This is a genomic window from Anaeromyxobacter dehalogenans 2CP-1, assembly GCF_000022145.1.
In the GTDB taxonomy this organism is placed as follows: Bacteria; Myxococcota; Myxococcia; order Myxococcales; family Anaeromyxobacteraceae; genus Anaeromyxobacter; species Anaeromyxobacter dehalogenans.
In genome coordinates this window covers 4,335,835-4,348,568 of record NC_011891.1, presented here as the reverse complement: position 1 = coordinate 4,348,568, position 12,734 = coordinate 4,335,835, and the positions used below count along the sequence as shown (strand labels likewise).

Genomic DNA, 12,734 nt, shown 5'->3' with positions numbered 1-12,734 from the left:
GCTACCTCAGCTTGATGGAGAGCAGCGCAACCAGCGCCAGCATCACCGAGATGATCCAGAAGCGGACGATGATCTTCGGCTCCGCCCACCCCTTCAGCTCGTAGTGGTGGTGGATGGGCGCCATCCGGAAGATGCGCTTGCCGGTGGTCTTGAACGACCAGACCTGGAGGATGACGCTCACCGTCTCGGTCAGGAAGACGCCGTGCAGGATGGCGCTCGCGAACTCGTTCTTGGTGAGCACCGCCATCATGCCGAGGCCGCCCCCCAGGGCGAGCGAGCCCACGTCGCCCATGAACACCGACGCCGGATAGGTGTTGTACCAGAGGAACGCCACGCCCGCGCCGAAGATGGCCGAGCAGAACACGCCCAGCTCCTCCGCGCCGGGGATGTACGGCACCCGCAGGTACTCGGCCAGGCTGAACCCGGCGATGGTGGCGCCCGCCACGTAGGACAGCGCCAGGAACGTCATGGCCGACACGACGGTCGGGCCGATGGCGAGGCCGTCCAGGCCGTCGGTCAGGTTCACCGCGTTCGAGGTGGCGATCACCACGAACACCATGAACGGCAGGTACAGGAAGCCGAGGTCCGGGTTGAAGAGCCGGGAGGGCACGAACGGCAGGGTGACGTGGAGGTCCACGTAGCTGCCCACGAACACCCACGGGAAGCGGTGCTCGACGTGGAAGCGCCAGTCGGTCAGGCAGGCGTAGTAGACCACCACCACCACCAGCACCTGCAGCACGAGCTTCTTCTTGCCGGCCAGGCCCTTCGAGTTCTTCTTCGAGATCTTGAGCCAGTCGTCGGTGAAGCCGATGGCGCCGTAGCCCAGCGTCACGAGCAGCGCCGCCCACACGAAGCGGTTCGCGAGGTCCGCGAACAGCAGGGTGGCGATCGCGACCGACGCGAGGATCAGCGCGCCGCCCATCGACGGCGTGCCCGCCTTCTTCTTGTGCGTGTCCGGCGTGTCCTCGCGGACGTTGGTCGAGCCGTACTGCAGCACCCGCATCCGCTCGATGAAGATCGGCCCGAGCAGCAGGCCCAGCACCATGGCGGTGAGGCCCGCCGCCACGATGCGGAACGACGGGTAGCGGAGGACGTTGAGGAGGCTGAGCTTGTAGGCCAGCGGGTAGAGGAGGTGGTAGAGCATCTAGCGCAGGGCCTCGACGAGCCGCTCGAGCTTCATGCCGCGGCTCCCCTTCACGAGCAGGACGTCGGTGGGACGGAGCCGCTCGCGCACGAACGCGACGAGGCGGTCCAGGTCCTCGGTGTGGAAGGTCTCGGCGAGGCCGGCCGCGCCGGCCGCCTCGGCGGTGGCGCGGGCGCGCGGCCCGAACGCGGCCAGCACCGCCACGCCCGCGGCGGCCGCCTCGGCGCCCAGCGCGCGGTGCGCCTCCGCCTCGAACGCGCCCAGCTCGAGCATGTCCCCGAGCACCGCGAACGCGCGGGCGCCGGGGGCGGCCGCGAGGTCGCGCAGGACGTCCAGCGCCGCCGACATCGAGGCCGGGTTCGCGTTGTAGCAGTCGTCCACCAGCTGGACGCCGGAGGGGAGGCGCTCCAGGCGCAGGCGGCGGCCCACCGGGCGCACCGCGGCGAGCCCCTGCGCGATCTCGCGGTCGGTGCAGCCCACCGCGATGGCCGCGCAGGCGGCGGCCGCGGCGTTGCGGGCGTTGTGCGCGCCGACCAGGCCGGGGATGTGGACCGGGACCTCGCGGTTGCCCACGCCGAGGACGAAGCGGAGCCCCTCCACCGACTGCGAGACGACCTCGAGCACCACCACGTCGCCGCGGCGGCCGCGGCCGGAGGCGAAGGTGAGCATGCGCCGCCCGGAGGCGACGCCGCGCTTCAGCATGCGCGCGTCGTCCGCGTTCACCACCGCGATCCCGCCGGCGGGCAGCCCCTCGTACAGCTCGGCCTTCGCGTCGGCCACCGCGTCCACCGTGCCGAGCCCCTCCAGGTGGGCGGGGGCCGCCAGCGTCACCACGCCCACCTGCGGCTGGGCGATGGCGGCGAGGCGCGCGATCTCCCCGGGGTGGTTCATCCCCATCTCGATGACGGCGGTCGCGTGCGCGTCCTCGAGGCCGAACAGCGTGAGCGGGACGCCCACCTCGTTGTTCAGGTTGCCCTCGGTCTTCAGCACCGGGCCGCGGGTGGCCAGGATCGCCGCGATCATCTCGCGCGTGGTGGTCTTGCCGTTCGAGCCGGTGACCCCGATCACCGGGATGCCGAAGCGGCAGCGGTGGTGGCGGGCGATGGCGCCGAGGGCGGCGAGCGGGTCGGCCACCGCCAGCGCGGCGCGGGGCGGGGCGGGGTGCGCGGCGGCCCAGGCCTCCGACACCACCAGCGCGGCGGCGCCGGCGGCGGCCGCGGCCTCCAGGTGATCGTGCGCGTCGAAGCGCTCGCCCTTCAGCGCCACGAAGAGCTGCCCGGGGGAGAGCGTGCGGGTGTCGGTCGAGACGCCCGCCACCGCGGACGGCGGCGCGCCGAGCCAGCGGCCTCGCGTGGCGCCCGCGAGCTCGTCGGGCGTGAACTGCGGGGTGGAGCGGGGAGTGGTCATGCGATCCCGAGCGCCTTGCGCGCCTCGTCGCGGTCGGAGAAGGGGCGCTTCTCGGCGCCCACCTGCTGGTAGTCCTCGTGCCCCTTGCCGGCGACGAGCACCGCGTCGCCCTCGCGCGCGCACTCCACCGCGAGCGCGATGGCGGCGCGACGGTCCGGCTCGACCAGGTAGCCGTCCTCGCCGGCGCGCGCGCGGGCGGCGCCGAGGGAGGGCTTCCCGGCGCGGTCCAGGCCGGGCAGCACGTCGGCGATGATGGCGAGCGGGTCCTCGGTGCGCGGGTTGTCGCTGGTGACGATGGCGAGGTCCGCGGCCGCGGCCGCCGCGCCCATGAGCGGGCGCTTGCCGCGGTCCCGGTCGCCGCCGCAGCCGAACACGCAGATCAGCCGCCGCGGCGAGAGCCCGCGCAGCGCCGCGATCATGCGCGCCAGCGCGTCGTCGGTGTGGGCGTAGTCCACGAAGACCGACAGGCCGCGGCCGTCGATCCGCTCCAGCCGGCCCGGCGCGCCGTGCGAGGCGGCGAGGCCGCGGGCGACCGCCTCCGGCGGCAGGCCCAGGCCGAGCGCGAGGCCCGCGGCGCAGAGCAGGTTCTCGAGGTTGTGCTGGCCGACGAGCGGGGAGCGGATCGCGATGGCGCCGGCCGGCGTCTCGAACGTCGCGCTGGTGCCGGCGAGGCCGGTCCGCACCTCGAGCGCGCGCAGCGCGTCGCCGGCCCGGACGCCGTAGCGCCAGACGCGCGGCCCCGGCCCGAGCTGGTCGGCCAGGCGCGCGCCCCAGGGATCGCGCGCGTTGATCACCGCGGTGCCGCCGGGCGCGAGGTGCTCGGTGAACAGCCGGCGCTTCGCCGCGAAGTACGCGTCCATGTCGCGGTGGTAGTCGAGGTGGTCGCGCGTGAGGTTCGTGAAGCCGGCCGCCTGGAAGCGGATCCCGGCCACCCGCTCCTGCGCGAGCGCGTGCGACGAGACCTCCATCACCGCGTCCCTCGCGCCGGCCGCGACCATCTCCGCCAGCACCGCCTGGATGGCGGTGGACTCCGGAGTGGTGTGGCTGGCGGGCCGGTCCGCGCCGGGGAAGCGGAACGAGATCGTCCCGAGCACGCCCACCGGCACCGCGGCGGCGCGCGCGCACGCCTCCACCAGGTAGGTGACGGTCGTCTTCCCGTTCGTGCCGGTGACCGCGGCCATGCGGAGGCGCTCGGCCGGCCGGCCGTGGAAGCTGGCGGCGGCGAGCGCCATGGCCCTGCGCGCGGACGGGGCGAGCAGCAGCCGCGCGGGCGCGCACTCGACCGGCCGCTCGGCGACCACGGCGATGGCGCCCCGTCGCGCCGCCTCGGCGGCGAAGGCGTGGCCGTCGTGCTGGACGCCGGGGAGCGCGAAGAACACCGCGCCCGGGATCACCTCCCGCGAGTCGCCGGTGACGCGGGTGATCTCGGGATCGCCGGCGAGATCGCCGCGGGCGCCGCTGCCGGCGATGACGGTGGAGAGCCTCATTGTTCGCTACCAGCGGGAGATACCATGCAAACGGCCGTCCGCCTCGTTTTCCTCCGCGGGTCCGGCCGCTTGCGCGCGGGCGTGTCCGGCGGGACACGGGCGGCGCGCCTCCTTCTATCATCCCGCCGGAGCGAGCGTCACCCGGACGCGCGAGCCGCGCCCGACCACCTTGCCCGCGGCGGGCGTCTGGCCGACCACCCGGCCAGAGCCGCTCGGCTCGGGGGCGAGGTCGAGCTCCTCCAGGCGGCGGATGGCGGCGCGCATGGGGAGCCCGGCGAGCGCCGGGACCGCCACGCTGCCTGCGGGCATCGCCGCCTGGCGCCGGTCGGCCCACTCCACCGCCGGCGGCTCGGGCGGCTCGTCCGCGGGCGGCGCCTGCGCCACCTCGACCGCGGCGGGCGGGGGCGTGCGCACCGCCGATGGATCCGGCGGCACGCCCATCATCCGCAGCGCGTACTCGGCGATCTCCCGGAACGCGGGCGCCGCCACCTCGCCGCCGTAGATCTCGCCCCGCGGCTCGTCGATGAACACGCCGATGGCGATGCGCGCCTGCTCGGCCGGCGCGAAGCCCACGAACGAGCTGTAGTGCCGGTCGGAGGAGTAGCCGCCGGAGATCCGGTCCGGCTTCTGGGCGGTGCCGGTCTTGCCGGCGGCGCGCCAGCCGTCGAGCCGCGCGCGCTTCCCCGTTCCCTTCGGCTCCTCCACCACGCCCACCAGCCACCGCGCCACCATCGCGGCGACCTCCGGGCGCACCGCCTGCCGGACCACCTCGGCGGCGGGCGCCTCCAGCACCTGCCCGGTGGCGGGGTCGAGCACGCGCTTCACCAGGCGCGGGCGCACCAGCGCGCCGCCGTTCGCGATCGCGGCCATCGCCGTCGTGACCTGGAGCGGGCTGGCGGTGATGGGGCCCTGGCCGAAGCTCTGGGTGGCGAGCGCGATGTCGGACCGGGCCAGCAGCACCTGCCCGCGGATCTCGCCGGGCAGCCCGATCCCGGGGCGCTCGCCGAAGCCGAACGCGAGCAGCGCCTCGCGCACGCCCTCGCGCCCGAGCCGGGCGCCGACGTGCGCCGCCCCGATGTTCGAGCTCTCCACCAGGATGCGCGACGGGCCCGCCCAGCCCACCGGGTGCGTGTCGTGGATCACGTGGCTGCCCACCGGCCAGCGCCCGGCGCCGCAGTCGAACGGGTCCTTCGGGCCGACCGCGCCGCGGTCGAGCGCCGCCGCGATCACGAACGTCTTGATGGTCGAGCCCGGCTCGAACGCGTCGGTCACCGGGCGGTTGCGGATGGCGTCCGCGCTGCGCGGCGCGTTCGCGTTCGCGACCGGGTAGCTGGCGAGCGCCAGCACCTCGCCGGTGCGCGGGTCCATCGCGACGGCGGTGCCGGACAGCGCGCGCGAGCCGGTCACCGCCCGCGCCAGCGCCCGCTCCGTCACCACCTGCAGGCCCTGGTCGAGCGTCAGCTCCACCCGCGCGCCCTCGCGCTCGCGGCCGGGCGAGGGCGCGTCGGCGAGCACCACCCGCCCGCGCCCGTCGCGCAGCGACGGCACCCGCGCCGGCTCGCCGCGGAGCAGCTCGTCCTCGGCGAGCTCCACGCCCTCGCGGCCCGCGCCGTCGTCGTCCACCACGCCCAGGACCTGCGCGGCCAGCTCGAGCTTCGGGTAGTAGCGCCGCGTCTCGGGCACGAGGCGCACCGCGCGCACCCGCTCCTCGTCGATCCATTTGCGCAGCGCGGCCGCCTCGGCGGGCGGGATGCGCCGCTCCAGCCACACGAAGCGCCCGCCCTTCGCGAGCTTCCGCTGCAGCGCCCGCGGGTCCTGCTTCAGGATCCGCGCGATGCGGCGGACCGCGGCGCCGGAGCGGTCGTGCTCGGCGAGCAGCTTGGGGTCGGCGTAGGCGGACTGGGCGTCGGCGCTGCCGGCGAGCAGCACGCCGCTGCGGTCGGTGATGACGCCGCGCCGCGGGCGGAGCACCAGCTCGCGCAGGTACTGGTCCACCGCCTCCCCGGCGAGCGCGTCGCGCTGCAGCACCTGCAGCCAGAACACCCGCCCCGCGACCGCGGCGAGGCCGGCGGCGAGGAGGACGGCGAAGACGGTGATGCGGATGGCGATCCAGCGCGCGGCGCGGGGGTCCGGCCCGGCGCGCACGGCCTACGGCTCCCCCGGCGGCGCGCGACCCGCCCGCAGCGGGCCCCGGAGCGCGTACGCCGCCCCGGGAGCCGCCACAGGCCCCGCCGCCGCCGCCCGCCCAGCAGAAGGGGATGGCTCCGCCGGCCGAGGAGGGTGACCAACCCCATCCACGCCCGCCCTACCCGGAGCGTCTAGCGGACGCTCCGGGCCTGCCGCCAACACCGCACCGCGGTCCGGCGGAGCCATGCCCAGCCCAGAAAGCCTCGTGCGCACCGCCCGCTCCAGCTGCCCGGGGGAGCGCAGCATCTCCAGCTCGATGCGCAGCTGATCCTGCGCGGCCACCAGCTCGGCGTGCTGCTTCTGCAGCTCGCCGAGCGCGTAGCCCGCGGCCACCACGCGCGTGCGCGACCAGATGTGGAACACGCCCAGCGCCGCGAGCAGCGCGGCCGCGAGCGCGATCTCGCCGGCCAGCCGGGCGCCGGGGAGGCCCGGCGCGGCGCGGCGCGCGGGGGCGCGGGCGCTCATCGCAGCTTCTCCACCGCGCGCAGGCGCGCGCTCCGGGCGCGCGGGTTGCGCGCGATCTCCTCGTCGGACGCCTTGACGGCCTTGCGCGTGATGGCCGCGAACGAGGCCTTCGCCCCGCAGGCGCACACCGGCAGGTCCGGCGGGCAGGTGCAGGCCTGCGTCAGCGCCCGGAACTTCTCCTTCACCATCCGGTCCTCGAGCGAGTGGAACGAGATGGCCGCCGCGCGCCCGCCGGGGGCGAGGACGCCGGGCAGGCCGTCCAGCCACGCGGCCAGCGCGCCGAGCTCGTCGTTCACCGCGATCCGCAGCGCCTGGAACGTGCGGGTGGCGGGGTGGATCCGGTGCGGCCAGGCCTTGCGCGGGATCGCGCCGGCGACCACCTCGGCGAGGCGCGCGGTGTCGAGCGGCGCCTCGGTCTCCAGCGCCGCCTTGACGGCGCGCGCCACCGGCCGCGCGAACGGCTCCTCGCCGTACTCGCGCAGGATGCGGGCCAGCTCGCGCTCGTCGATCCGGCGCAGCAGGTCCTCGAGCGTCTCGCCGGTGTCGCCCATGCGCATGTCGAGCGGCCCGGGGCGCGAGAAGGAGAAGCCGCGCTCCGCCTCGTCGAGCTGGGGCGAGGAGACGCCCAGGTCCACCAGCGCGCCGTCCACCGCGGCGATGCCGAGCGCCTCGAGCACGTTCTTCGCGTCGCGGAAGTCGGAGCGCACCGCGCGGAACGCCTCGCCGAAGCGGGCGAGCCGGGCGGTGGCCGCGGCGAGCGCGCGGGGATCCTTGTCGAGGGCGATCACGCGCGCCCCCGCCTCGAGCAGCAGGCCGGAGTGGCCGCCGCCGCCGAGCGTGCCGTCGAGGAAGAGCTCGCCCGGCCGGGGGCGCAGGAGCTCCAGGATCTCGTTCGCGAGTACCGGCTCATGGCGAAAGTCCGCGCTCACGCCGCCCGGACGGCCTCCTCCACGTCGCCGTACAGCTCCACGTAGCCGCCCGCGCCGCCGGCGTGGACCAGGTCGCGCACGTAGCGGCTCGCGCCCGCGGCGCGCAGGCCGGGGATGGCCTTCAGCAGCGCCGCGCCTGCGTAGTGCAGGTGCGTGACGCGCTTCAGGTCCACCACCACCATCCGGCCCTCGTGGCGGGCGCGCTGCGCCAGCCCCGCGATGGCGGACAGCTCGTCGCGCGTGAGCTCGCCCACGCAGCGGATCACCGTGACCTCGTCCTGGTTGCGCGCCTCGTACATTGCCCGTTCCCCTTCGCCCGCTACGCCGTCCTGAAGAAGTCCACCACCTGGTCCGCCGGGATCTCCGCGGACATCTGCTCGTCGTAGGCCGCCCGGTCGTAGAGGTGGATGGTCCGCCCCATCCCCACCCAGACGACGTCCTTCTGCAGGCCCGCCCACTCGCGGAGCGGCGGCGGGACCAGCACGCGGCCGTGGACGTCGAGGTCCACCTCGTGCGCGCTCGAGACGAACTTGAGCACGTTGCGCTGCCACCGCGCGTCGAGCGGCGAGGCCTCCATCACCTTCTTGACCAGCTCGTTCCAGACCGACTGCGGGAGCGCCTGCACGGCCCGCCAGTGCGGGTACTGCATCAGCACGATGCGCGGCTCCCCGGCCGCCGCCAGCGCCTCGCGAAACTTCGCGGGGAGGCTGGTGCGCCCCTTCGCGTCGATCGCGTGGTTGAAGGTTCCGAAGAACACGGGCTGGCCGATCTTCCCGCCGGGATCCGCTTTTTGCCACTTTCTCCCACCGGACGGTTCGGATCTACGGACATCGGCCGGGGAAGTCAACGGTCGCCCCGGCGCGCCGGGACGGGCCTGGGCCGGCGTTCAGGATCGGATCTGGAGCCGTGGGGGTGGGCGTTGTCCCACACGCGACCGGTGGGAGCGTCGCGAGGCTGGGCGCGCGCTTCGGCCGCAGCGATATCGCGGTGGGACGCGGCCGGACCGGCGCCCCGAGCGACCCGTTGACGCGCCGTGGCAGGACCCTGAATAACGGCTCGACCCCCAGCCCGAGGCCGCCATGACTTCACTCAAGGACAAGACCGTCTTCATCACCGGCGCGAGCCGGGGGATCGGGCGCGCCATCGGCGTGGCCGCCGCCCGCCAGGGCGCGAATGTGGTGGTGGCCGCGAAGACCTCGGCCCCGCACCCGAGGCTGCCGGGGACGATCCACGACGCGGCCGAGGAGATGGAGCGCGCCGGCGGGCGCGCGCTCGCGGTGGAGTGCGACATCCGCGACGAGGCGCAGATCGCGGCGGCCGTCGCGCGCGCGGTCGAGCGCTTCGGCGGGATCGACGTGCTCGTGAACAACGCCAGCGCCATCTTCCTCGGCGGGACGGTGGACACGCCCATGAAGCGCTGGGACCTGATGCACGGGGTGAACGCGCGCGGCACGTTCGCCACCTCGCAGGCCTGCATCCCCCACCTCGCCCGCGCCGGGAACCCGCACATCCTGAACCTGTCGCCGCCGCTCTCGATGGAGCCGCGCTGGTTCGCGAACCACCTCGCCTACACCATGGCGAAGTACGGGATGAGCATGTGCGTGCTGGGCATGGCCGAGGAGCTGCGCGACCAGGGCATCGCGGTGAACGCCCTGTGGCCGCGCACCGTGATCGCCACCGCCGCGCTGAACCTGCTCGGCGGCGACGAGACCGCCCGCCACGGGCGCACGCCCGAGATCGTCGCCGACGCTGCCCTGGAGATCCTCCGCCGGCCGTCCCGCGGCTGCACCGGCAACTTCTTCATCGACGACGAGGTGCTGCGCGAGGCCGGGATCACCGATCTCACGCGCTACGCGGTCGAGCCCGGCGCCGAGCTGATGCCGGATCTGTTCCTCGGCTGACGCGGCGCGCCGCCGCGCCGGTGGCCGGAGGCTCGTTCACCCACCGTGTCTCACCTGGCCGCCTGTGGGCGGACGTCGGGCGTTCGTCCCCGCACGCTTCGGGGGCTCCCTCCCGGCGAGGGCGCGTGCTACGCGATGGGCTTCACCAACCGGCGAATGCCGACGGGGACTCTCATGCGAAAGCTCACGATCGCCGCCCTGTGCGCGGCGGCGATGGCCTGCGGTGGCGACGACAAGGCGGCGGATCCCGCCTCCCGCAAGTTCACGTACGGCGCTGCGGGCGCGGCGACGTTCGAGGAGCAGGCCGCAGCGGACCTGGCGCAGGGCAGCGCGGCCGACGCGCAGCTGGTCCAGTCGGGCACGAGCAGCGACGGCTCCTCGGTGGCCGGGCTCGCGGACGCGATGGCGTCGCAGGCCTGGGGCAGCGCCACCGTCGCGGTGACCGCGCTCCGCGCCGCCGGCATCGAGCGCGCCGTCACCACGGTGCGCCCGGCGGCCGACCTGACCGGCTTCGACGACCCGACGTGCGTGACCGTGACCGCGGGCCGGATCTCCTACTCCGGCTGCACCATCACCGTGGGGCTCGATCAGCTCTCGGTGAACGGCTGGTTCGCGCGCGACGGCGCCACGCTGGCCTGGGACGTCACCAGCGCGCTCCACAGCGTGGCGGACGGGTACGATCTCGACGTCTCCGCGCACCTCACCGGCAACCTGACCTTCGGCACGGGGACCATCATCGGCCGCGTCCGGTCCGACAACGCGGCCACCATCCACACCGCGCAGGCGAGCATGCACGTCGCCTACGCCACGCTCGCCGACCTCGACCTCGAGCACGACGGCAACGGCTGCGTCACCGGCGGCACGCTGGAGCTGCGCCGCGTCTGGACCGATCGCGCGCCCGGCATGCCCACCACCGGCGAGTACGCCGACGCGGGCCTGCTGTTCAGCTGGCAGGGCTGCGGCGTGGTGCTGGTGTCCAGGTCGCTGTAGCGCGGAGAGGCCCCGGCGAGCGAAGGGAGCCCGCCGGGGCGCCGCCGTGCGCGCGGCGAAGCCGCCCGCGGCGGCGCAGGGGACCCGGCCAGCAGGGTGGGGCCCCGCGGAGCTCCGCTCCGTGGGGCGGGGCGCAGCCCCGGCGAGCGAAGGGAGCCCGCCGGGGCGCCGCCGTGCGCGCGGCGAAGCCGCCCGCGGCGGCGCAGGGGACCCGGCCAGCAGGGTGGGGCCCCGCGGAGCTCCGCTCCGTGGGGCGGGGCGCAGCCCCGTCAGAAGAAGCGCGCTCCCGCCGGGATGGCTACCATCCCGGCATGCACTCCGCGGACCGCGCCCTGGCCGCCGTCGAGCGCGCGCTGCACCTGCAGCTCCCTCGCGGGCTGTTCCTGCCGGGCGGGCTGGGCCCGTTCGACGAGACGGTGGACCCGGAGGCGCTGCTCGAGCCGGGCGCGGGCGCGGTGCGCGGGGGCGAGCTGCTGCCGGACGCGCTCCCGATCGCGCGCGGCGCCGACGGCGCGGTGCTCGCGATCCGCTTCGGGGCAGGCGGCCGGGCCGTGGAGGCGATCGCCTGGCACCCTGGCGGCGCCTGGCACCCCACCGATCTCGCCCCCGGGCTCGCGTCCGAGCCGGCGCGCCTGCGCCGGGCGTGCGAGGCAGCGCTGGAGAGCGGGCTCGCGGCGCTGGCGCGGGAAACCGGCGCGGCGGCGCTGGCGCAGGACCTCGGCGTCGCCCGGGAGACGTTCTCGGACTGGCTGCTCGACGCACGGCTCGTGCCCGCCGCCGCGCGCGCCGCGCTGCGGCGGCTGACCGGGGCGGACGAAACGGCGCTGTTCGCGCAGGACTGGGCCGCGGCGGCCGCCGCCGCGCGGACCGCGCTCGAGAGGCGCCCGGAGCTCGCCTGGCCGGGCGCGGTGCTGGGCTGGCACGAGGAGGGGCGCGGGCGCGCCGCGGAGGCGGCCCGCGCGTACGCCGGCGCGCTGGGCGCGTTCGGGGGGACGCTCGCGTTCGCCGGCCGCCTGGCGCGCCCGGGCGAGAGCGCCGCGCGCGTCATCTCCGCCGCCTGGCTGCGCGCGACCCGCGGGCGCGCCGCGCCGGATCCTGCGCTGCGCGCGGCGCTGGCCGGGCCGGGGCCGCTGCGCGCGCACCGCCTCGCCGAGAGCGATCGGGCCCGGGCCGGAGGGCGCCACGCGGACGCGTGGGCGCTCGCGCTGCGCGCGGGCTGGCAACGCCACGTGGCGGTGGACATGGACGACGTGCTGGGGCGGATGCTCGACGCGGCGGAGGCGGCCGGCCACGCCGCGCACGCCGAGCTGGCCCGGCTGCACCTGCGCGCCTGGGTCGAGTCCGGGCGGTAGCGCGCGCCCGATCAGCCGGCGACGGGCAGGAACAGGTTCGGGCCGACGCGCCCGTGCCCGGCCTCGCCGAGGAGCAGGTCGAGCGCGAGGGTGGCCGCGTCGTCGGCGAACGGCTCCGAGCCGGGGCGCTTCTCGAGGTCGAACAGCTTCACGTAGCCCTGGCAGGCGGCGCAGGTCTCGGCGCGCGCGCCGGGATCGTTCTCGAGGTGGTGATACGCGAGGCCGGCGGTGGCCTGGCAGCCGGCGCAGCGGATCCGCGGGAGGTGCCACTCGGCCGCGCAGAGCGAGCAGGTGAGGTAGCGGAGGCGATCGTCGCCCTGCACCACGCCGGCCACCGGCGGGGAGCCGCACACCGGGCAGCCGCCCTCCACCCGCGCCACCGTGGACGGGTCGAGCCGCGCGGCCCGCACGGTGGCGAGCACCTGCAGCGCGGCCCCGACGAACGTCGCCGCGGCCAGGTCCTCGGGGCGGGAGGCCCCGGCGAGCACGCCGCCCGCGATGCGCCGCAGCGCGTCCGGCGCGGCGTCCCGGAGGCCGCGCACGGCCTCCGCGGCGGCGTCGGGCAGGCCGTCCGCGGGGAGCGCCACGAGGAGCGCACGGAGCACCGCGCCGAGCGCCGGATCGGCGGCGAGCGCGTCGCGGTCCACGGGGCGGCCCGGCGCGCGCGGCGGCGTGAAGCCGGGCACCGCCGCGGTCGCGGCGCGCTGCGCGCCGGCGAGCCGTCCCAGGAAGCCGAGGAACGGATCGCCCCCGCGCTCCGCCGCGACGGCCTCGAGCCGCGCGGCCCGGCCCGTGAAGAGCAGGCCCGGCTCGGGCAGGCGCAGGTACGGGATCTCGACCCCGGGGAGCTGCACGAGCGTGCTCACGCGGCC

General features: G+C 76.2%; 12 protein-coding genes. 3 read left to right on the top strand and 9 right to left on the bottom strand.

What is annotated here, in order from left to right; all coding sequences use genetic code 11:
* Position 1 precedes the first annotated feature (1 nt).
* From mraY to A2CP1_RS19660, 8 genes are all read right to left on the bottom strand, one after another.
* The gene (gene mraY, locus A2CP1_RS19695) at positions 2–1,144 is read right to left on the bottom strand and encodes a phospho-N-acetylmuramoyl-pentapeptide-transferase (RefSeq protein WP_011422816.1); all 1,143 of its coding nucleotides are present in this window, start codon (positions 1,142–1,144) and stop codon (positions 2–4) included.
* Entirely contained in the window at positions 1,145–2,551 is a 1,407-nt protein-coding gene (locus tag A2CP1_RS19690) for a UDP-N-acetylmuramoyl-tripeptide--D-alanyl-D-alanine ligase (protein WP_015934963.1), read from the bottom strand.
* A complete protein-coding gene (locus A2CP1_RS19685) occupies positions 2,548–4,038 on the bottom strand; it encodes a UDP-N-acetylmuramoyl-L-alanyl-D-glutamate--2,6-diaminopimelate ligase (protein ID WP_015934962.1) in 1,491 nt (496 codons plus the stop codon). The genes A2CP1_RS19690 and A2CP1_RS19685 overlap by 4 nt, the downstream gene beginning before the upstream one ends.
* Positions 4,039–4,155: 117 nt before the next feature.
* Positions 4,156–6,183 carry a penicillin-binding protein gene (locus tag A2CP1_RS19680; protein WP_015934961.1) on the bottom strand — a complete coding sequence of 676 codons (2,028 nt, stop codon included), beginning with the start codon at positions 6,181–6,183 and terminating at the stop codon, positions 4,156–4,158.
* 3 nt (positions 6,184–6,186) lie between these two features.
* Positions 6,187–6,690, bottom strand: a complete 504-nt coding sequence (locus A2CP1_RS23995; RefSeq protein WP_012527792.1) for a hypothetical protein — start codon at positions 6,688–6,690, stop codon at positions 6,187–6,189.
* The gene (gene rsmH, locus A2CP1_RS19670) at positions 6,687–7,619 is read right to left on the bottom strand and encodes a 16S rRNA (cytosine(1402)-N(4))-methyltransferase RsmH (RefSeq protein ID WP_015934960.1); all 933 of its coding nucleotides are present in this window, start codon (positions 7,617–7,619) and stop codon (positions 6,687–6,689) included. The genes A2CP1_RS23995 and rsmH overlap by 4 nt, the downstream gene beginning before the upstream one ends.
* Complete coding sequence (locus A2CP1_RS19665) at positions 7,616–7,918, bottom strand: STAS domain-containing protein (RefSeq protein WP_011422810.1); 303 nt, start codon at positions 7,916–7,918, stop codon at positions 7,616–7,618. Before A2CP1_RS19665 ends, rsmH begins: the two co-directional genes overlap by 4 nt.
* Positions 7,919–7,938: 20 nt before the next feature.
* A complete protein-coding gene (locus A2CP1_RS19660) occupies positions 7,939–8,376 on the bottom strand; it encodes a division/cell wall cluster transcriptional repressor MraZ (RefSeq protein ID WP_012527790.1) in 438 nt (145 codons plus the stop codon).
* A gap of 322 nt (positions 8,377–8,698) precedes the next feature.
* On the opposite strand from A2CP1_RS19660, the gene A2CP1_RS19655 reads away from it, so the two are divergent.
* From A2CP1_RS19655 to A2CP1_RS19645, 3 genes are all read left to right on the top strand, one after another.
* Positions 8,699–9,520 carry an SDR family oxidoreductase gene (locus tag A2CP1_RS19655; protein ID WP_015934959.1) on the top strand — a complete coding sequence of 274 codons (822 nt, stop codon included), beginning with the start codon at positions 8,699–8,701 and terminating at the stop codon, positions 9,518–9,520.
* Between the two features lie 174 nt (positions 9,521–9,694).
* Positions 9,695–10,510, top strand: a complete 816-nt coding sequence (locus A2CP1_RS19650; RefSeq protein ID WP_245529855.1) for a hypothetical protein — start codon at positions 9,695–9,697, stop codon at positions 10,508–10,510.
* A gap of 311 nt (positions 10,511–10,821) precedes the next feature.
* Positions 10,822–11,862, top strand: coding sequence for a hypothetical protein (locus A2CP1_RS19645; RefSeq protein WP_015934957.1), 1,041 nt, complete (start codon positions 10,822–10,824; stop codon positions 11,860–11,862).
* An 11-nt stretch (positions 11,863–11,873) separates the two neighbouring features.
* On the opposite strand, the gene A2CP1_RS19640 is transcribed toward A2CP1_RS19645, so the two are convergent.
* Entirely contained in the window at positions 11,874–12,728 is an 855-nt protein-coding gene (locus A2CP1_RS19640; protein WP_015934956.1) for a formate dehydrogenase accessory protein FdhE, read from the bottom strand.
* Positions 12,729–12,734 lie beyond the last annotated feature (6 nt).

Excerpts from the sequence above, each read along its gene's own strand:
- mraY (WP_011422816.1), bottom strand. The coding sequence starts at position 1,144 with ATGCTCTACCACCTCCTCTACCCGCTGGCCTACAAGCTCAGCCTCCTC.
- A2CP1_RS19690 (WP_015934963.1), bottom strand. The coding sequence starts at position 2,551 with ATGACCACTCCCCGCTCCACCCCGCAGTTCACGCCCGACGAGCTCGCG.
- A2CP1_RS19685 (WP_015934962.1), bottom strand. The coding sequence starts at position 4,038 with ATGAGGCTCTCCACCGTCATCGCCGGCAGCGGCGCCCGCGGCGATCTC.
- A2CP1_RS23995 (WP_012527792.1), bottom strand. The coding sequence starts at position 6,690 with ATGAGCGCCCGCGCCCCCGCGCGCCGCGCCGCGCCGGGCCTCCCCGGC.
- A2CP1_RS19665 (WP_011422810.1), bottom strand. The coding sequence starts at position 7,918 with ATGTACGAGGCGCGCAACCAGGACGAGGTCACGGTGATCCGCTGCGTG.
- A2CP1_RS19655 (WP_015934959.1), top strand. The coding sequence starts at position 8,699 with ATGACTTCACTCAAGGACAAGACCGTCTTCATCACCGGCGCGAGCCGG.
- A2CP1_RS19650 (WP_245529855.1), top strand. The coding sequence starts at position 9,695 with ATGCGAAAGCTCACGATCGCCGCCCTGTGCGCGGCGGCGATGGCCTGC.
- A2CP1_RS19645 (WP_015934957.1), top strand. The coding sequence starts at position 10,822 with ATGCACTCCGCGGACCGCGCCCTGGCCGCCGTCGAGCGCGCGCTGCAC.